Genomic DNA, 20,824 nt, shown 5'->3' on the forward strand with positions numbered 1-20,824 from the left:
ATTTTTGTGAAATTTAGTTTAGCTTTAATTGTGCAAAGATTTGATTCAGCCGTTGTGCATCTTTTATGCCAGGAGCCGATTCTACACCGGAGTTAAAATCAAGTCCGATACAGCCTGTTTTAACGGCATCTAAACAGTTTTCACTGTTAAGACCACCTGCAAGTAATGCTTTTTCACGTAATGTATTCGGAATTTTTTGCCAATTAAATGTGGCTCCTGTGCCACCAGTGCCATTATCAAGTACATATTTATTAACGTGTGAAACGGGAAGAATATCCGAGTGGATTGCCATATTTATGGCTTGCCAAATCTCACAATTAGGTTGAATTTTTTGTCTAAGCTGTGCAATAAACTCAGCATCTTCCTGTCCGTGTAATTGAATGGCAGATAAATTAAGTTTTTCTGCATAGTCACAAATAAGTTCAATAGGTTGGTTTTGAAAAACACCCACAAATGCTAAGGGAGCTTGTGTTATCAATTCTTGTGCTTGTGACAACGTCACTTTTCGAGGCGATTTCTCTGCGAAAATCAACCCAGCATAATAAGCGCCTGCTTGGTAAACCGCTTTTACATCTTGTGTACGAGTTAACCCGCACACTTTATGCTTTCCCAAAACCAGCGCTCTCACAGCTTGGTCAATATTTTCTTGTGACATTAATGCGCTACCTACTAGAAAACCATTAGCATATTGGCTTAACTCTTGAACTTGCTGGTGGGTATGAATACCTGATTCACTGATCACGATTGCATCTTTAGGTAATCCTTGGCTTAACTGCTGGGTACGAACTAAATCGATAGAGAGATCTCGCAAATCACGATTGTTAATACCGATAACTTTAGCATTGAGATTAATAGCACGTTGACGCTCTTCTTCGGTGCTTACTTCGGTTAATACACCCATATTTAATTGATGAGCAACGGCTGACAGTGCACGATATTGCTCATCATTTAAGACAGAGAGCATTAATAAAATGGCATCTGCTTGATAAAGACGCGCTAAATAGATTTGGTATTCATCAATAATAAAATCTTTGCACAAAACGGGTTGATGCACGGCTTGACTAACTTGACGTAAATAATCAAAGTTTCCTTGAAAATATTTCTCATCAGTTAATACTGAAATTGCAGAAGCATAAGGCTGATAAATTTTTGCGATCGTAGCGGGATCAAAATCAGCACGAATTAAACCTTTTGAGGGCGATGCTTTTTTACATTCTAAAATAAAAACGGTATTAGGCTGAGTTAATGCCTGATAAAACGAGCGCGTTGATGGCACTATTTGCTGCACAAATTCTGATAACGGTTGGCTTGCTTTACGTGCAATTAGATATTCAGCTTTATCTTTTACAATGGCGTTTAATACAGTCATGCTCTTATCCTCTCGCTGCTAATGCAGTTACACGATTTATTGCTTTACCGCTATAAATGGCGTGCATAGCAACTTCAGTATTTACTTTTAAATCTTCTTGCCCATGTAAACGCATTAATAAAGCGACATTAGCTGCAACAGATTCGGTATGTGCTCTTTTCCCTTCACCTTGTAGTAAATCTGCTAATAATTGACGGTTTACTTCAGGTGTACCACCTTCTAAATCAGTAATAGCACAAGGACGAAGACCAAAATCACTGGGAGTCAGTTCATAACGTGTGATTTCACCATGATGTAATTCAGCGACTTGAGTCGGTGCATGCAGTGAAACTTCATCCATTCCACCACTGTGAACAACAGCTGCACGCTCATAACCTAGAACTTTTAATGTGTCTGCAATAGGCATCAATAACTCTGGGCTATATACTCCGATTAATGCTAATGGCGGACGAGCTGGGTTAATCAACGGGCCTAATACATTAAATAGCGTGCGTGTTTTTAGTTGTTGGCGAACTGGTGCTGCAAAACGAAAACCGCTGTGATACTGAGGCGCAAATAAAAAGCATAAACCTACCTCATCCAGTAATTGGCGTGCATCATCAGCACTTCTATCTAAAGGGATACCAAATGCAGCTAATAAATCGGAAGAGCCAGAGCGACTGGATACGCTACGATTACCATGTTTCGCAACTTTGATCCCAACTTCAGCTGCAACAAATGCGCTTGCTGTTGAAATATTGATACTATTGGCACCATCTCCACCCGTGCCGACGATATCGCAAAAAGTGTAATCAGGGCGAGGAAAGGGTTGTGCATTATCTAGCAATGCGCGTGCTGCACCCGCGATTTCTTGAGGGTGCTCACCACGCATTTTCATGCTGATCAAAACAGCTGCTAATTGTGATTCCGTTAACTCACCGCGGATAATGGCGCTAAACAGAGTTTGGCTTTCTTCTAATGTTAACTGTTGTGCACTAAATAATTTGTTGAAGATAGTTTCCATTTTATTCGTCTCCTTTAGGAGTTAATGCCCATGCGATTGTTTGTTCTAAAAGTTGCGCGCCTTTTGTGGTTAAAATTGATTCGGGGTGAAACTGAAAACCACACGTTTTATGTTGACGGTGACGCACCGCCATAACAGTGTTATCGCACCAAGCATTAATAATGAGTTGTTCTGGAACTTGTTCTCCTGAAAGCGAATGATAACGAGCAACGGGTAAAGGGTTAGGTAAATTCACAAACATTTCGCTGTTATCATGTTTAGCTAATGTCGCTTTACCGTGTAAGATCTCTCCACATGAAGAAACTTTGCCACCGTAAGCTTCAATAATGGCCTGATGGCCTAAACAAATACCAATCACCGGTAATGTGCCTAATACACGTTTTAACAATTCAGGCATACAACCTGCTTGTGACGGTGCGCCAGGCCCCGGAGATAACAGTAGAATAGGGTTATCGAGTTCACGTAATTTTTGTTCAATAAAATCGGCGGTGACACTATTGCGATAAATCACCACGTTATTACCAAGGCTACGTAATTGATCCACAAGGTTATAAGTAAATGAGTCAATGTTATCGAGCAGTAAGATAGTCGCCATTAGCAAGCCTCCTGCTGTTGTGTATCTGTATGTGCTTGTAAAATAGCGTTGATTACAGCTTGTGATTTATTGCGTGTTTCTTCAGCTTCCATTTGAGGATCTGAATCAAGCACAATTCCAGCACCAACTTGAATAGTGGCAATATTATTTTCAACATAAGCAGAGCGAATAACTATGCAAGTATCAAAATCTCCTGCGCCAGTAAAATAGCCGATAGCCCCACCGTAACTGCCACGTTTTGTTTTTTCATAATGAGCAATTAATTGCATTGCACTGACTTTAGGCGCACCCGATAACGTTCCCATATTCATACAAGCTTGATACGCATGAAAAATATCTAAGTCATCACGTAGTTTACCCACGACTCTTGAGACTAAGTGCATGACAAAAGCATAACGGTCAACTTTTGTTAATTCCGCGACATAACGGCTACCTGCTTGGCAAATGCGCGCTAAATCATTACGCGCTAAATCAACGAGCATTAAATGTTCAGAAAGCTCTTTTGTATCAGTGCGCATTTCAAGTTCAATTCGGCTGTCTAAATCTGCATTGATCGAACCATCTGCGTTACGTCCTCTTGGACGAGTTCCTGCAATTGGGTAGATTTCAATTTGGCGATCGCTAGTTTGATATTTCAATGCACTTTCTGGTGATGCGCCAAATACTGTGAATGAAGCATCTTGCATATAGAATAAATAAGGGCTTGGATTTTTCTCTTTTAACACTTGATAAGCAGCAAGTGGTGAAGGGCAAGCAACTTGAAAGCGACGAGATGGAACAACTTGGAAAATATCACCACGACGAATATAAGTTTTCATTGCCTCAACGATATCGCCATAACCTTTATCATCCATATTGCCTTGTATTGTTGACTCTGTTGCTGTTAAAGCGCGACGAATAGGATGTTTTAAGGGTTGTTTAGCTAGCGAAATTAACTCATTTTGTCGAACAGTGAGACGCTGACATTCTGTTTTATCGTCAGTAAAAGCAATAGAAATTAACTGACTATCTTCATTTTGATGGTCGATCACAACTAATTGTTCTGCTAAGTAAAAGCAGTAATCAGGGCATGAAAAAATAGTGTCTAATTCAGGAATGGGTTCGAATCCACTGACTAAGTCATAAGCAAATAAGCCACCAACAAAAATGGCATTAGCATCTTTCGTCTCTTTGTTAGCAAGAAAAAAGCGTAAAGCGTCAAATACACTAGCTGATTTTAATTTGCTTTCTTCATCAATATCTTGGGCGGGTGCTGAGAAAGTAAAAACACATTGTTTATCGCTCTCTTGCATTAAGATAGCTTTTTCTTTTAGTGCGATTTTTAATGCTGGTAATAACGCTTGCCCATTAACGCTTAATGCATCAATAGTGACTTGATTTTTTACTGCACTGATGCGTAATGCACTATCAACAATTAACAAACTTTTTAAGTTCGCTTTAGTGTCAATTTGTGCAGATTCTAACAGCAATGTGTGATGTTTATTTCCACATAATGTATTGAAAAGTAAAGCAGGTTCTCTATGGTAAGGCAGTGGCGTTGCCTTGGTATTAAATGAGAATGCAATTGATGTATTCATTATTATCGCTCTATATTATTTTTTACTAACTGTTTTTAGTGCATAAAAAAACCCGCGTAGGCGGGTTTTAGATATCACTGACGTAAAGCCGGAGATCAAACCGCCCATAAAAGAGTATTGCGCCACCAAAGAGCGATAAGATGTTGATTAGTATTCATAAGATCTCCTTACAGCTAACGACAGATAATGTTTAATAGACTAGCTCGTGTTGTGTACTAGTAAACTGGATTGCGTTAGGTTCGTCAAGTACTTTATGGCATACTCTTTAAAATTTATTATCTTGCTAAGATGAAAAGGGAGAAGCGATGACTGAAGTGCTATCTGATTTAAGAGTGATTTATGATTTGCACAGCCACACTACCGCGTCAGATGGCGAGCTTTCACCAGAAGAATTGGTTGAGAGAGCGATAGAGCGTCAAATTAATGTCTTAGCAATTACTGACCACGATACAACGGCGGCGATTACCCCTGCTAATGAATATATTGCAGAAAAAAAGTTGCCTCTTACTTTGATATCAGGTGTCGAAATATCGACTTTGTGGGAGAATATAGAAATCCATATCGTTGGATTGAATATTGATATCAACCATAACGCAATAAAGACGCTTCTTTTGTCACAAAGTCAATGTCGTGAAACACGTGCGATAATGATAGGTGAGCGATTAGAAAAAGCGGGTATTGTCAATGCATTTGAAGGGGCAAAAGCCTTAGCCCAGGGGGGGCAAGTTACAAGAGGACATTTTGCTCGTTTTCTTGTCAATGAAGGGCATGTTGCTTCGGTTAATAAAGTGTTTAAACGTTATTTAGCAAAAGGTAAAACAGGTTATGTGCCACCACAATGGTGCTCAATAGGTGACGCTGTCACTGCAATTCATGAGGCTGGTGGTGTTGCAGTATTAGCGCATCCGGGACGATATGGTCTATCCTCTAAATGGTTAAAACGTTTAACGCTCTATTTTAAACAACTCAGTGGTGATGCAATCGAAGTGGCACAATGCCAACAACCACCACAAGAACGAGAACAACACGCAGCCTTAGCGCAATTTTATGGGTTAAAAGCTTCGTTAGGTTCTGATTTTCATCGCCCTTGTTCGTGGATAGAATTAGGGCGTAATTTATGGTTACCCAGTGGCGTAGAACCTGTTTGGTCGCTATGGCAAGAGTAACTTTAGAAATTTGTTGAGGGATATATGAGCCAACTTTTTTATATTCACCCAGATAATCCGCAGGCTCGTTTAATTGAACAAAGTGCTGATATTTTACGCAAGGGCGGTGTGGTGATTTATCCAACAGACTCTGGTTATGCTATTGGCTGTTGTTTAGAAAATAAAGATGCAATGACGCGAATTTGTCGTATTCGCCAATTAGATAAAAAACACAATTTTACCCTGATGTGCCGTGATTTATCAGAAATTGCTAATTACGCTTATGTTGATAATGTCGTGTTTCGTTTAATAAAAAATAACACGCCAGGTAATTACACCTTTATCTTAAAAGCGACTAAAGATGTACCAAAGCGTTTGATGAATGATAAACGTAAAACCATAGGTTTACGTGTTCCTTCTAACCCTATTGCATTGGCATTATTAGAAAATATTGGTGAGCCATTAATGTCAACAAGCCTGATTTTACCGGGCAATGATTTTGCTGAGTCTGATCCGGAAGAAATCGAAGATTTATTAAGCAAACAAGTTGATTTGGTGATCCACGGTGGTTATTTAGGGCAAAAACCGACAACGGTAATTGATTTAACAGAAGATACCCCTGTCATTGTGCGCGAAGGTACAGGTGATATTACGCCATTTCAGTAAATTATTGAGTTGATTAAACGGGATTAGAAGCAAATGGCGCGATAGTGAAGAGATTTATCACGAGATAAAGAGATAAAAGGTGAAGGGATTTATCGCTTGTGTTAAATTTATACATTGCGATAAAAATCACGGTGTTTGTTTTTGAAATCGGTTATATCAACGCGTATTTTAAACGCTAAATACAATAACTCGATTTGCAGACAAACGGCTAATTGTCGTTAGGTTTTTACCGACATCGCTTTGTCGCCACTATTTATCACACTGTTGATGTGAAAAAGCGTCAATATTGTTCACTATTGAATCAATAAACCTGTGTTTATTTCTTATATTAATAAACATGGGTTATTTTTATTTGATTGATTTTTAAAAATTAATTCTATTTTATGACGCCTGTGAAGGCGACACATGAGGTTGTTTCATGAGCGATAAATCGCAACGCACTGAAAAATTACAAAAAATCCTTGCTCGTTCTGGTCACGGTTCTCGCCGTGAAATTGAAGGTTATCTTCAAGAGGGACGTATCAGCATTGATGGCACAAAAGCGAAATTAGGTGATCGTATTGATGTCACCACTACAGCAAAAATCCGCTTAGATGGTCGCATTCTAAATATTCGTGAAGCACAAAAAGATGTCTGTCGTGTGCTTGCTTATTATAAACCTGAAGGGGAACTGTGTACTCGCAGTGATCCACAAGGTCGTCCAACTGTTTTCCAACGTCTTCCTCGCCTTAACAGTGCTCGCTGGATTGCTGTTGGTCGTCTTGATGTCAATACTAGTGGATTACTGTTATTTACAACAGATGGTGAATTAGCTAACCGTTTAATGCACCCTAGCCGTGAAGTTGAGCGTGAATACGCAGTTCGTGTTTTTGGTGAAATCGATGATGCGAAAATTCGTCAATTAACGCGAGGTGTACAATTAGAAGATGGTCCTGCTTCATTCCGTTCGGTTTCTTACCGTGGTGGGGAAGGGATTAATCAATGGTACAATGTTTCACTTACTGAAGGACGTAACCGTGAAGTTCGTCGTATGTGGGAAGCTGTTGGTGTACAAGTTAGCCGTCTTATTCGTGTTCGTTATGGTGATATTGATTTGCCAAAAGGTTTACCGCGTGGTGGCTGGGTTGAACTGGGGTTAGCTCAAATCAACTATTTACGTCAGTTAGTTGAATTAAACGACGAAACAGTAACAAAAGTTGCAGTGGAAAAAGATCAGCGTCGCATCAAAGCGAATCAGATCCGTCGTGCGGTTAAGCGTCATACTAAAATCTCAACACGCACTTCAACATCACCTGCTAAAAGAGCATCAAGTCGTCGTCAATCAGCAGGAAATAAAAAATAATAAACGAATAATTATTTATTATTTTAAATTAAAATATCATTTTTAAAATAATCGCCCTATTTTAATAGGGCGATTATTTTTTTGACTACTTTCTTTTTTTTATAAATCTATTTATGATGACACTATTAGGACGTATTTATTAATAACTTTATATTTAACGATAAGGTATTCAAAATAATATGTATCGTTATTTTTATTTAATTACTGTGTTATATATAACCTCTTTAGTAACAGGATGTGATTATCCTGCAATAAGAGAAAAACAAAATGGTGTTTTCTACATCAACAATAATCAATTGGAACCTTTAGAGTTTAAAATTGATAATACTAAATTTGTGATGGGGAAAGGTGAAGTAAAAAAAATTAAACTTAATAATGGCGAACATATACTTGTTGATAGTCAAGGTAAACAAAGTATATTTATGGTTTATCCCGGAAACCGTGGAGGAATAATTAATCCCAATAGAGATATCTATTATAGTTTCACCACGTTATTTAAACAAGAATATCCTCCATCTGAGGAAATCCGTATAGATGAACGTACTGTATGGGTAAATGGTATTCTTTTAAAAGGTGCGATTAATAGTTCTGATTCTCTCTTTATTGATAATAATATTTTTAGTTGTGATATTCCAATCGATGAACCACTACCTACTTATTTATCTGATTGGGAAGGTAATGAAAAAGTAAGTACATTGACCAAATGTTTTACAAAAGATGATTTTTACCAATATATCATTAAATTTCCCTATGGTATTAAATTTTATTCTGAGCATGATTTATTAACTCAATATATAGCAGAAGATAATTTTAATTGGATCGATGAAAATAATACACGAACAGATAATTTATCTCCGTTAGAAGATAACTTTAGCTTCAATGATGAAAAATTGATGAAAGAAGCGATAAGCATTCAGGAGGTAGTTAAAAAATATTTAACCTCAAGAGATCCTTCAGAAAGAAAATTATTTTATAGTGAGTATCATAAACATATCATGAAAATGGCAATACTTTATGATCAACAAATAAGACGTCAGATTTTTGTTGATAGAGAGATGTATTTAGATTTTATTAAAAAAAATGGGCGTATATTTGGTGCCGGTATTTTAGGGGAGCCCATTCTTATTTAATATTCGAGTTCTTTACATAGTGGTTACCAATCTATGCCTTTTTGTGCTTTTATCCCACTATCAAAAGCGTGTTTAATAGGACGCATTTCTGTCACTGTATCTGCCAACTCGATTAATTTTCTATGGCAGCCTCTTCCGGTAATAATGACATTTTGATGGGCAGGGCGAGAACTAAGAGCTGAAATAACTTCATCTAATGGTAAATAGTTAAAGGTAATCATATAAGTAATTTCATCGAGAATAACTAGATCATATTCTGGGTCATTAAGTAGTTTGAGTGCATATTGCCAAGTATTTAAACAGGCAACTGTATCTGTACTTTTATCTTGAGTTTCCCAAGTAAATCCGGTTTCCATCACATAGAAAGGTACACCAAACTGTTCCAGTAGATTACGTTCACCGTTTTCCCACGTACCTTTAATAAATTGCACAACACCGACCTTTTTTTGATGACCTACTGCACGTGTCGCTGTGCCCATTGCTGCAGTTGTTTTTCCTTTACCATTACCGGTAAAAATTATCACAATGCCTTGTTCTCGCTGAGCTTGCTCAATTCGGGTATCGACTTTTTCTTTTAAACGTTGTTGGCGTTTTTGGTGTTGTGCATTATTCATTGTGCTACCTTAAACTTAAATTACGTTATTCAGCGGGACCCGCTTTACGACCGGGTTGTGCATCTAAAGATTGTCCTTTCACATCAATACTGTCATCACTCATTAAATAGAGATATAACGGCATCAAATCTTTAGGTGTTTTTAGTTTTTGTGCATTTTCATCAGGGAATGCACTTGCCCGCATTGCGGTACGAGTGCCACCAGGATTAATACAGTTAATACGTAAGGTACTTTCGTTATATTCTTCATTAAGTATTTGCATAAAGCCTTCTGTAGCGAATTTAGAAACAGAATAAGCTCCCCAGCCATAGCGGCCTCGGCGACCAACGCTGGATGTAGTAAGAATAAGGCTTGCATGAGGTGCCTTGAGCATCAATGGTAATAGTGCTTTCGTGAGCATAAAAGTTGCATTGACGTTGACTTGCATCACATCATGCCAAAGGTTACTTGGTTGATTAATAATAGGCTCAATAACGCCTAATAAGCCTGCGTTTTGTAATACACCATCGAGATGGGGGAAACGCTTAACGAGCGTGTCAGCAAACTGTTGAAAGTCGTTCTCTGTTGCTGTAAGTAGATCAAGTGGATATAACATGGGTTGTTGACCACCTGATGTGATGATTTCTTCTTGAACATCTTCCAGTTTTGATAGAGTACGTCCTAATAAGATAAGTGTTGCGCCATATTGCGCATAAGTTAGTGCGGCTTCTTTTCCTATACCATCACCAGCACCTGTTACTAGAATAATTTTATCTTTTAGCACGCTATGATCGGGTTGATATTGCAACATATTGATATCCTGTCTAGTAAAAAGTAAATAAAGTGTAACGTCTTATTTGCCTAGCGACCAGTTTTGCTAGATTTTTTGTTTACAATTTATGGCTATTTTCTTTATGGTATTAAACATAATCATGCCTTTGTTGCTGGCGCTAAAGCAGAATTTCGTTAAACTAGGCATATTGGTTTTAGTCAGTGTTATTAACCTTAAAAAGAGGTCTTTGTGGAGTATATTTTGCAATATGGGTTGTTTTTAGCAGAAATTGTCACTGTTGTGGTGGCGATTATCGCTATCGTGTTGTTTTTCGTTGTGATTGGAAATAAAAAACAAAATCGTAAAGGGACGTTAAGAGTTACAGATCTTGCTGAAGCTTACGAAGAAAAACAGCGTGTTATGCAACAAGCAAAAATGGACGATGCTGAATTAAAAGTCTGGTATAAAGCGTTTAAAAAACAGCAGAAAAAAGAGAATAAACAGAGTAAAAACAATGCAAAAGAAGGTAAAAAAGGCGTTGTAAAACCTTGTTTATATGTGCTTGATTTTAACGGTAGTATGGATGCACACGAAGTGGGGGCATTACGTGAAGAAATTAGTGCCATTCTTTCTGTTGCACAAGCAAATGATGAAGTGTTACTGCGTTTAGAAAGTCCGGGTGGTATGGTTCACGGATATGGATTAGCCGCAGCTCAATTAACACGTTTAAAAGAAAAAGGGATTAAACTGACCGCAGTTGTCGATAAAGTGGCTGCTAGCGGGGGATATATGATGGCATGCGTGGCAGATAAAATTGTTGCTGCGCCATTTGCGATTATTGGTTCGATTGGTGTTGTCGCTCAGATCCCTAACATTCACCGTTTACTTAAGAAAAATGATATTGATGTTGAGTTACATACTGCTGGCGAATATAAGCGTACATTAACCTTGTTAGGTGAAAATACCGAAGAAGGCCGTGAAAAATTTAAGCAAGATTTAAATGAAACGCATCTATTGTTTAAATCATTTGTGCATAAATATCGCCCACAACTTGATATCGATAGTGTTGCAACTGGAGAATATTGGTACGGCTCAGAAGCGCTAAATAGAGGTTTAATTGATGAGGTTGGCGTGAGTGATGATTGGTTGATCAATCATATTAATGACTTTGAAGTTCTCTCTGTCCAATATGTTACCAAAAAGAAAATGGTTGAGCGCGTTACAAGTGGTGCAATGGAAAGCATTGATAAATTGATGATGCGTTGGGTACAAAGAAGCAAAAAACCACTTCTATAAGCCAAATAAATATGTAATACATGATATCAGTGATACAAATTATCGCTGATATCATCCTTCCTGACTTAAATACGATCCCTAAACTTGCCGAATAAATATTCTTACTTTTATTTCGCTAAGGCAAAAAAAAAGCCAGTGAAAATGTCACTGGCAATCAGAGAAATAATTGATATTACTTATAAAAACAGGATAAATATTTCCTCTTTCTAGGCGCATTCAATATAGCTGTAAACAGAAAATAAAAATAATTGATATTACTGATTGTATTGATAGGTAAGTGTAATCGTGAATTAAGATATGACAGACAATACCACCTTACGATAAAAGTGAGTTTTTATTCTTTTATTTCGTTTAATTATGCCAGTTATTGGTATCTAGATGAAGGCAATAACTGGCAAGCAAAGTCTCTTTTTTGTTATCAATAAAGAGTAAGTTTATCTACTTTAGTCAATAAAAAATAATCACGAAGATGACTTATGCTAAATGATATTTTTCAGATAACACATGAGCTAAATGCTTAAACATATTGAATGCTGCGGTACTTTTTGCTGTAGGTAAACCTTGTTCATCTAAAAAAAATTCGCCTTTAAATACGAGGACATTACCTTTCTGTTCAACTGAATCAGCACGCATACCTTGTAAATAATCTTCATGTTCACATATGATTTTATTCGCTTTTTCAAGTAGCATCTCTGTTGTAATCGGTGTAGTTTGTGTTGACATAATATGTGCTCCTTAGAAAAATAATTTGTTGCGCCTCACTTTTTATCAGGTAGAGTGTGGCATTTTTAAAAGCTTAGCTACTCTATATGTAGCAAACAATGATTTGCCTGTTCCTGATCAAAGCTGTGAGGTGATTAAAATACCTCAAAAAAAGTCATGAGTTTTGAGCTCAAACAAAAGCTTTGAATAAAAACAGGTTGATATATTGCAAAACTAACGCAATATAAAAAAGAGATTTTAAACATTTTCTTAGTTGAGGGTATTAAACAATACCGTCATAACAAAGTTTAATTAGGTAAAGGTAATTATGGGTAAAGCTCTTGTTATCGTGGAGTCCCCGGCTAAAGCCAAAACGATCAATAAATATCTTGGCAATGACTACGTGGTTAAATCTAGCGTGGGTCACATTCGTGATTTGCCAAAGAGTGGTTCTGGCAGCCAGAAGAGCGAAAACTCATCCGCCACGAAAGGCGTGAAAAAAGTTAAAAAGGATGAGAAATCAGCCTTAGTCAGCCGTATGGGGGTTGACCCCTATAATGGATGGAATGCGAACTATCAAATTCTACCCGGCAAAGAAAAAGTCGTGGCTGAACTAAAAGCATTGGCTGAGAAAGCTGATCATGTCTATCTCGCAACGGACCTTGACCGCGAAGGAGAAGCTATCGCGTGGCATTTACGCGAAGTTATCGGCGGTGATGATGAACGATTTAGTCGAGTGGTTTTTAACGAAATCACTAAAAATGCCATTACACAAGCTTTCCAAACTCCAGGTGAGTTAAATATAGATCGCGTTAACGCGCAACAAGCACGTCGCTTTATGGATCGTGTTGTGGGCTATATGGTTTCACCTTTACTTTGGAAAAAAGTGGCTCGTGGATTATCTGCGGGTCGAGTGCAATCAGTTGCTGTGCGTCTTTTAGTTGAACGTGAGCGTGAAATTAAAGCCTTTGTTCCTGAAGAATACTGGCAATTACATGCATCACTGTTAACGCCTGACGAACAGCCATTGCGTATGGAAGTCACGCATTATCATGATAAAGCCTTCAACCCGGTTTCATCTGATGAAACTCAGGTTGCGGTTAAGGCATTACAAAATGCGGCCTTCACGGTAAAAGATCGTGAAGATAGACCAACATCAAGTAAACCAAGTGCACCGCTTATCACATCAACCTTACAGCAAGCGGCAAGTACGCGTTTAAGCTTTGGTGTGAAAAAGACGATGATGCTTGCTCAACGCCTTTATGAAGCAGGTTATATAACCTATATGCGTACTGACTCAACAAACTTAAGTCAGGATGCCATTCAAATGGCGCGTGATTATATCAATGAGAATTTTGGCGCTAAATATTTGCCGAAAGAGCCAAATATTTATTCAAGCAAAGAAAATTCTCAAGAAGCGCATGAAGCTATCCGTCCTTCTGATATCAACGTTATCGCAGAATCTTTAAAAGATATGGATAACGATGCCAAACGTTTATACCAACTGATTTGGAATCAATTTGTTGCTTGTCAAATGACACCAGCAAAATATGATTCAACGACATTAACCGTCGAAGCAGGTGATTATAAACTCCGTGCTAAAGGTCGCACTTTGCGTTTTGCCGGTTGGACGAAAGTCATGCCAGCGATGCGTAATAAAGATGAAGATAAAACTTTGCCTGCAGTTGATGTAGGGGCAAAACTGGCTTTAGCTGAGTTAGAACCTACTCAGCACTTTACTAAGCCACCAGCACGTTTTAGCGAAGCGACGTTAGTTAAAGAATTAGAAAAACGTGGTATTGGCCGTCCTTCAACATATGCATCTATCATCTCCACCATTCAAGATCGTGGTTATGTGAAAGTTGAAAACCGTCGTTTTTATGCAGAAAAAATGGGTGAAATTGTAACCGATCGCTTAGAAGAGAATTTTAGCGATTTAATGAATTACGATTTTACTGCGCAAATGGAAGACCACCTCGACCATGTTGCCAATAATGAAGAAAACTGGAAAGAAGTATTAGATGCGTTCTTCACCGATTTTAGTCAGCAGCTAGAGGTTGCTGAAAAAGATCCTGAAGAAGGTGGAATGCGACCAAATCCAATGGTGATCACGTCGATTGAATGCCCAACTTGTTCTCGTCATATGGGAATTAGAACGGCAACAACAGGCGTATTCTTAGGATGTTCGGGTTATGCTTTACCACCTAAAGAGCGTTGTAAACAAACCATTAATCTGATCCCAGAAGATGAATTATTAAATATTCTTGAAGGGGAAGATGCAGAAACTAACGCATTACGTGCACGTCGTCGTTGCCCGAAATGTGGCACTGCAATGGATAGTTACCTGATTGATACACATCGTAAATTACATGTTTGTGGTAATAACCCTGCATGTGATGGTTATGAAGTTGAAGAAGGTGAATTCCGCTTAAAGGGTTATGAAGGTCCAGTTATTGAGTGCGATAAATGTGGCTCTGAAATGCACCTAAAAATGGGGCGTTTTGGTAAATACATGGGTTGTACTAATGACGACTGTAAAAATACTCGCAAGATCTTAAAAAGCGGTGAAATTGCACCACCTAAGGAAGATCCAGTTCCACTTCCTGAATTACCATGTGAAAAATCAGATGCTTATTTTGTCTTACGAGACGGCGCTGCGGGTGTATTCTTAGCGGCGAACACGTTTCCTAAATCAAGAGAAACGCGAGCACCAAAAGTAGAAGAACTGGTGCGCTTTAAAGACCGTTTAGCAGAGAAAATGCGTTATCTAGCAGAAGCCCCAGTGGCTGATCCTGAAGGAAACCCAACTATTGTACGTTTTAGTCGTAAAACAAAACAGCAATATGTTTCTTCAGAGAAAGAAGGTAAGGCAACAGGTTGGTCCGCATTTTATGTCGATGGCAAGTGGGTTGAAAAAACCAAATAACATTGACATTACGTGGTGAATAAAAAAGCGACTAATGAGAGTTAGTCGCTTTTTTGTATTAAGAAGGTATGCTAATTAAATACACCAAAACAGTATTAATGGTTAATTTCTATTTGTCTGATGTTTTACTTTGCTAATAATAAGACGGAGATACTATGAAACTGATGCCTTTGTTACTATCTAGCTTACTCTTCACTTCTGTGGCAAGTGCTGCAACGTTAGATGTTACGTTAAAAGAAGCTTTACCGACAGGTGCAGGCAACGATATTGGCGTTGTAACTATCACTGAAACTGATTATGGGCTGTTATTTACACCTAAACTCACTGGATTAACACCGGGCATTCATGGCTTTCATATTCATGCTAATGGTTCTTGTGAGCCAGATATGAAAGATGGCAAACCTGTGCCGGCTTTAAAAGCAGGAGGGCATTTAGATCCTGAAAAAGTCGGTGTTCATTTGGGGCCTTATAATAAAGATGGGCATCTAGGTGATTTACCAGGATTAGTTGTAAATGACAAAGGTGTAGCTGATTACGCAGTATTAGCCCCAAAACTTACTAAGCTTGAGCAAGTGAAAGATAAAGCAATCATGGTGCATGTGGGAGGCGACAATTATTCTGATGCTCCTGAGGCTCTTGGCGGTGGTGGCGCAAGAATGGCATGTGGTGTGATTAAATAATTTAGTGCCACTATTATGGAATAAAAGCTGACAACTAAGGTCGGCTTTTTTTATTCTTATTTATAGCTTATAACTATTTGATATAACAAAATCTAAATAACGCTATTAATTACGTTAGACCGAAATGAAATAAATGATATAGTGGTTATAAATTACATCTTTATTATTCTTTTTAGTTATATGAATATAAATAGAATAACGGAATAATAAGTCTTTTGTTGAAGGGATAGCCTCTCCATGAAATTACAACAGTTGCGTTATATCGTTGAAGTGGTGAATAACGATTTAAATGTTTCGACCACGGCAGAGCGTTTGTATACATCTCAACCGGGAATAAGTAAACAAATTCGCATGTTAGAGGATGAGTTAGGTATACAAATATTTTCTCGTAGTGGTAAGCATTTAACGCATGTGACACCGGCGGGTGAAGAAATTGTAAGGCTGTCCCGAGAGATTTTATCAAAAACGGAAGCTATTCGCTCAGCTGCGGGTGAACACACTTACCCTGATAGAGGTTCACTATCGATTGCAACAACGCATACGCAAGCTCGTTATGTATTACCTCCTGTAATAAAAGGATTTATTGAGCGCTATCCAGATGTTTCATTGCATATGAACCAAGGTTCGCCAACGCAAATTGCTGAAGATGTATGCAGAGGTAAAAGTGATTTTGCGATAGCGACAGAATCACTGCATCTTTATAACGATTTAGTGATGCTACCTTGTTATCGTTGGAACCGTATTGTAGTGGTGTCAAAAGATCATCCATTGGCACAAAAACGAGAAGTGACACTAAAAGAACTTGCGGATTACGATATCGTTACTTATACCCAAGGTTTTACAGGACGTTCAGATCTTGATGATGCGTTCGGTAAAGTAGGGTTAAAACCTAAAATAGTGTTCACTGCGACTGATGCGGATGTCATTAAAACTTATGTGAGACTGCATTTAGGTATTGGTGTGATTGCCAGTATGGCATTTGATCCCGTGCTCGATAGTGATTTAGTTGCTATTGATATGCGTGATAAGTTTAGTTATAGCACCACTAAAATTGCATTTCGTCGTAGTGGTTTCTTACGTGGTTATATGTATGATTTTATGTGGCGTTTTGCTCCTCATCTTACACGTAATTTGATTGAGCAAGCTGTTGCGTTACGAACTAATGAAGAGATTGAAGAGTTATTTAAAGATATTGAATTACCATTAGTGTAATACTGAAAGGCGGGTTATTCCCGCCTTCAAGCGTGTTCATAAACCTAATTGTTGTGATGACTCATTTCAAATAAAAATCCCCACTAAAAAAAGCGTCTGACTTTGCAATACTTAGCTGACGATACTTATTCAGAAAATCATAAAACTGCTGATTAATCAGCGGATCATCAAGAGCACTCATATCAAAAATAGAGGTAATGGTGGTGTACTCTAAAGAGAGAGTAAATTTACTACCTATACAACTGGCGAGAAGCATTTTCGCTGATTGATAAGAAAAACGTAGACTCAAAATTTTCAGCTTTGGAACAAAAATAAGATGATTATTATGATTGAGGATCTCCGTGATCCCCGCAACAGTTATTGTTTGATAGCTGTCTAATGACTTTCGTAAGCCGATTTCTATTTTTTGTCCTTGAGTTCGTAAAAAATCAATAAATTCTCCAAATGCAGGAGAAGTGGCATTGATTGCAGCTCCTAGTAATAATTGAATAAATGCTTGAGCAACAGAAAAATCAAAGGTTTGTTTATGAAGTTTCTTAGTCTCAACTTTATTGTGTCCTAGTAGTGGTAAATGGTTGAGAGTATCTAACCAATGTTCGGGGCGATAATAGGCTTCATTATCTTCTTTTTTTAATGCGGCAAGGTGGTTTGCCATAATAGAAATGAGTCCAATTTGAATATTTTTGAGTTGTGACATTTTTTCTATTTCGGAAGGCTCAAAAGGTTTTGGTGATGCGATGATAAATTGCACTAAACCTTCTGTATCTTTTATATTTTGAGAGTGCAATGTATTCATAGATAAGGTTTGTGGAAAAGGAGGAGTAACCGGCTCCGCAAAATAGTGATCAGCATTCATAATGTTTTTGAGTAAATCAGATTGCTTATTATTCATAAATATTATCCTTACGTCGTTATACCTCCTTCATTAAAACTTAATTAAGTGAAAATCTAGAGACCAAAATTTATTAACAACATGATAGCAATAACATCATGTTAACAAATTGTGTGGTCTTTAAGCGAAATTCAGCGTTATATGGTATGTTTAATAAATAACCTTACCTATCTTGATAGTTTAAACATGCTGTCAGTATAAAAATAAGAAGGAGGAGCTATGTCGTTACGTTTGAAAAAAGAGAGTCATTCCACGCTCTTAGTCGGATCTCAAAAATATGAGTACTACCGTCTTTCAGAAGTTGCCCGCCAATTAGGTGATATTACCCGCCTTCCTAAATCTCTGAAGGTGTTATTAGAAAACTTAGTGCGTTATCTCGACGGTGATACAGTTGTTGACGAAGATATTAAAGCACTAGTTGAGTGGCAAAAAACAGCTCATGCATCACGTGAAATTGCGTATCGACCGGCAAGAGTATTGATGCAAGATTTTACCGGTGTACCCGCAGTTGTTGATTTAGCGGCTATGCGTGAAGCTGTGAAATCTTTGGGTGGACAAGTGGATAAAGTGAATCCATTATCACCTGTTGATTTAGTGATAGACCACTCAGTTATGGTTGATGAATATGCCAGTAAAAATGCGTTTGCTGAAAACGTAGAGATTGAAATGGAGCGTAACTATGAACGCTACCTTTTTTTACGTTGGGGACAACAATCCTTTGAACGCTTTCGGGTTGTGCCACCAGGGACAGGAATTTGTCATCAGGTAAATCTTGAGTATTTAGGCAAAGCTGTTTGGTCTGAAATGCAAAATGGACATCATGTGGCTTACCCTGATACTTTAGTCGGTACGGACTCTCATACCACCATGATCAATGGCCTTGGTGTATTAGGTTGGGGGGTGGGAGGCATTGAAGCAGAAGCCGCAATGTTAGGCCAACCTATCTCTATGCTCATTCCAGATGTTGTTGGCTTTAAACTGACAGGGAAATTACGTGAAGGGATCACCGCTACTGATCTGGTATTAACTGTCACGCAGATGTTACGTACCCATGGTGTTGTGGGTAAATTTGTGGAGTTTTATGGTGATGGTCTAGCATCATTACCTTTAGCCGACCGTGCAACAATCGCGAATATGTCACCAGAGTATGGTGCGACCTGCGGATTCTTTCCAATAGATGATATCACTCTTGATTATCTGCGTTTAACAGGACGTGAAGAGCAAGAGATTGCACTTGTTGAAGCGTATAGCAAAGAGCAAGGTCTATGGAGACATGCTGGTGATGAACCTATCTTTACATCAACATTATCGCTAGATATGGGAACCGTCGAGGCAAGCCTTGCTGGGCCTAAACGTCCTCAAGATAGAGTTAATTTACCGAGCGTACCTAAGGCATTTAAAGCTGCACTCGATCTTGAAACCAACAAGAAACCACTGGCGCAATTTCCACAAATAAAAATTGATGATTATCCAGCCTTTGAGTTAACTGATGGTGCTGTCGTTATTGCAGCAATCACATCATGTACCAATACATCAAACCCTAATGTATTAATGGCCGCCGGATTACTGGCTAAAAATGCGGTAGAAAAAGGATTACAGCGTAAACCTTGGGTTAAGTCTTCTTTGGCTCCAGGCTCTAAAGTGGTTACGGATTATCTTAATTTAGCAGGACTAACACCTTATCTTGATAAATTAGGGTTTAATCTTGTGGGGTATGGTTGCACAACATGTATTGGTAACTCAGGACCTTTATTAGCACCGATTGAAAGTGCGATTAAGGATAATGACTTAACTATTGCGGCTGTATTATCTGGTAACCGTAACTTTGAAGGTCGAATTCATCCCTTAGTGAAAACCAACTGGTTAGCATCGCCACCTTTAGTGGTCGCTTATGCCTTATCAGGAAATATGAATATCGATCTTACTAAAGAGCCATTAGGTAAAGATAAACAGGGTGAGCCTGTTTATTTGAAAGATATTTGGCCAGACAGTAAGGCGATTGCGGATGCTGTCGAAAAAGTGAAAACAGAAATGTTCCATAAAGAGTACTCCGCCGTGTTTGAAGGTGATGAGACATGGAAATCACTGCAAATACAAGATACTCCTGTTTATGATTGGCAACCAGATTCTACCTATATTCGACATCCTCCTTTCTTTAAAGGAATGTCAAAAACGCCGGCTCCGATTAAAGATATTCATCAAGCCAGTATTCTGGCTATTTTAGGTGATTCAGTGACAACTGATCATATTTCACCCGCAGGTAATATTAAGGCGGATAGTCCTGCAGGACGTTATTTACGTGAACATGGTGTTGAGCCGAAAGATTTTAACTCTTATGGATCAAGACGCGGTAATCATGAGGTAATGATGCGAGGCACATTTGCCAATATTCGTATTCGTAACGAGATGGTACCAGGCGTTGAAGGTGGTTTTACCAAGCATATTCCAACAGGCGAAACACTGGCTATTTATGATGCGGCCATGCGTTATCAGCAAGAAAATACGCCACTGGTGATTATAGCTGGTAGTGAATATGGTTCTGGCTCTAGCCGAGATTGGGCGGCGAAGGGAACGCGTTTATTAGGCGTGCGAGCTGTCATCGCAGGCTCTTTTGAGCGTATTCACCGTTCTAACTTAATTGGTATGGGGGTATTACCTTTAGAGTTTCCTAAAGGGGTATCTCGTCAAACATTAGGCTTAAAAGGGAATGAGAAAATTGAGATAACAGGTCTTAACTCACTAACACCGGGTCAAGATGTTGCTGTAAATATCACTTTTGCAGATGATCGCCGTGAAACTATCATGGCTCGTTGCCGTATTGATACACAAACAGAGTTAGCTTATTTTGAACATGGTGGGATCTTGCATTATGTTATTCGTAATATGCTATAAAATAATTTAGTAGATATTAATTAGTTGGCGAA

15 protein-coding genes and 1 pseudogene are annotated in these 20,824 nt (G+C 38.4%); 9 read left to right on the top strand and 7 right to left on the bottom strand.

All coding sequences use genetic code 11. From position 1 onward, the window contains the following. Positions 1 to 13 precede the first annotated feature (13 nt). The 3 genes and pseudogenes from trpCF to DK858_RS10540 all read right to left on the bottom strand — a co-directional run bounded on the left by trpCF (position 14) and on the right by DK858_RS10540 (position 4,544). Positions 14 to 1,369, bottom strand: coding sequence for a bifunctional indole-3-glycerol-phosphate synthase TrpC/phosphoribosylanthranilate isomerase TrpF (trpCF, locus tag DK858_RS10525; RefSeq protein WP_109397348.1), 1,356 nt, complete (start codon positions 1,367 to 1,369; stop codon positions 14 to 16). A 4-nt stretch (positions 1,370 to 1,373) separates the two neighbouring features. After that, positions 1,374 to 2,967, bottom strand: a pseudogene (trpD, locus tag DK858_RS18340) (bifunctional anthranilate synthase glutamate amidotransferase component TrpG/anthranilate phosphoribosyltransferase TrpD). Next, positions 2,967 to 4,544: an anthranilate synthase component 1 gene (locus tag DK858_RS10540; protein WP_109397351.1), complete on the bottom strand. Its 1,578-nt coding sequence runs from the start codon at positions 4,542 to 4,544 to the stop codon at positions 2,967 to 2,969. Before DK858_RS10540 ends, trpD begins: the two are co-directional and overlap by 1 nt. A gap of 305 nt (positions 4,545 to 4,849) precedes the next feature. Between DK858_RS10540 and rnm the strand changes: the two genes are divergently transcribed. The 4 genes from rnm (at position 4,850) to DK858_RS10560 (ending at position 8,827) form a co-directional block, all read left to right on the top strand. Further along, on the top strand, positions 4,850 to 5,710 hold the full coding sequence (rnm, locus tag DK858_RS10545) for an RNase RNM (RefSeq protein ID WP_109397352.1): 861 nt from the start codon (positions 4,850 to 4,852) through the stop codon (positions 5,708 to 5,710). A 24-nt stretch (positions 5,711 to 5,734) separates the two neighbouring features. Further along, positions 5,735 to 6,355: an L-threonylcarbamoyladenylate synthase gene (locus DK858_RS10550; RefSeq protein ID WP_072062510.1), complete on the top strand. Its 621-nt coding sequence runs from the start codon at positions 5,735 to 5,737 to the stop codon at positions 6,353 to 6,355. A gap of 418 nt (positions 6,356 to 6,773) precedes the next feature. After that, entirely contained in the window at positions 6,774 to 7,697 is a 924-nt protein-coding gene (gene rluB / locus DK858_RS10555) for a 23S rRNA pseudouridine(2605) synthase RluB (RefSeq protein ID WP_109397353.1), read from the top strand. 179 nt (positions 7,698 to 7,876) lie between these two features. After that, positions 7,877 to 8,827: a hypothetical protein gene (locus DK858_RS10560; protein ID WP_109397354.1), complete on the top strand. Its 951-nt coding sequence runs from the start codon at positions 7,877 to 7,879 to the stop codon at positions 8,825 to 8,827. 23 nt (positions 8,828 to 8,850) lie between these two features. On the opposite strand, the gene cobO is transcribed toward DK858_RS10560, so the two are convergent. Together cobO and DK858_RS10570 are read right to left on the bottom strand one after the other, a co-directional pair. Next, complete coding sequence (gene cobO, locus DK858_RS10565) at positions 8,851 to 9,441, bottom strand: cob(I)yrinic acid a,c-diamide adenosyltransferase (protein WP_109397355.1); 591 nt, start codon at positions 9,439 to 9,441, stop codon at positions 8,851 to 8,853. Between the two features lie 25 nt (positions 9,442 to 9,466). Further along, complete coding sequence (locus DK858_RS10570; protein ID WP_194294846.1) at positions 9,467 to 10,228, bottom strand: YciK family oxidoreductase; 762 nt, start codon at positions 10,226 to 10,228, stop codon at positions 9,467 to 9,469. A gap of 213 nt (positions 10,229 to 10,441) precedes the next feature. On the opposite strand from DK858_RS10570, the gene sohB reads away from it, so the two are divergent. After that, entirely contained in the window at positions 10,442 to 11,488 is a 1,047-nt protein-coding gene (sohB, locus tag DK858_RS10575; protein WP_109397357.1) for a protease SohB, read from the top strand. Between the two features lie 474 nt (positions 11,489 to 11,962). On the opposite strand, the gene DK858_RS10580 is transcribed toward sohB, so the two are convergent. Then, positions 11,963 to 12,211 carry a YciN family protein gene (locus tag DK858_RS10580; protein ID WP_109397358.1) on the bottom strand — a complete coding sequence of 83 codons (249 nt, stop codon included), beginning with the start codon at positions 12,209 to 12,211 and terminating at the stop codon, positions 11,963 to 11,965. Positions 12,212 to 12,518: 307 nt separating this feature from the next. Here DK858_RS10580 and topA point away from each other — a divergent pair, with 307 nt between their 5' ends. From topA to cysB, 3 genes are all read left to right on the top strand, one after another. Further along, positions 12,519 to 15,116, top strand: a complete 2,598-nt coding sequence (topA, locus tag DK858_RS10585) for a type I DNA topoisomerase (RefSeq protein WP_109397359.1) — start codon at positions 12,519 to 12,521, stop codon at positions 15,114 to 15,116. A gap of 155 nt (positions 15,117 to 15,271) precedes the next feature. Continuing rightward, on the top strand, positions 15,272 to 15,796 hold the full coding sequence (gene sodC / locus DK858_RS10590) for a superoxide dismutase family protein (protein WP_109397360.1): 525 nt from the start codon (positions 15,272 to 15,274) through the stop codon (positions 15,794 to 15,796). 237 nt (positions 15,797 to 16,033) lie between these two features. Then, positions 16,034 to 17,008, top strand: a complete 975-nt coding sequence (gene cysB, locus DK858_RS10595; RefSeq protein ID WP_006536954.1) for an HTH-type transcriptional regulator CysB — start codon at positions 16,034 to 16,036, stop codon at positions 17,006 to 17,008. 61 nt (positions 17,009 to 17,069) lie between these two features. Here the strand turns inward: cysB and DK858_RS10600 are convergent, their stop codons facing one another. Then, on the bottom strand, positions 17,070 to 17,900 hold the full coding sequence (locus tag DK858_RS10600) for a hypothetical protein (RefSeq protein ID WP_109397361.1): 831 nt from the start codon (positions 17,898 to 17,900) through the stop codon (positions 17,070 to 17,072). Between the two features lie 219 nt (positions 17,901 to 18,119). Here DK858_RS10600 and acnA point away from each other — a divergent pair, with 219 nt between their 5' ends. Then, positions 18,120 to 20,792: an aconitate hydratase AcnA gene (gene acnA, locus DK858_RS10605; protein WP_109397362.1), complete on the top strand. Its 2,673-nt coding sequence runs from the start codon at positions 18,120 to 18,122 to the stop codon at positions 20,790 to 20,792. Positions 20,793 to 20,824 lie beyond the last annotated feature (32 nt).

Origin of the sequence: Proteus faecis (assembly GCF_003144395.1) — a bacterium.
In the GTDB taxonomy this organism is placed as follows: domain Bacteria; phylum Pseudomonadota; class Gammaproteobacteria; order Enterobacterales; family Enterobacteriaceae; genus Proteus; species Proteus faecis.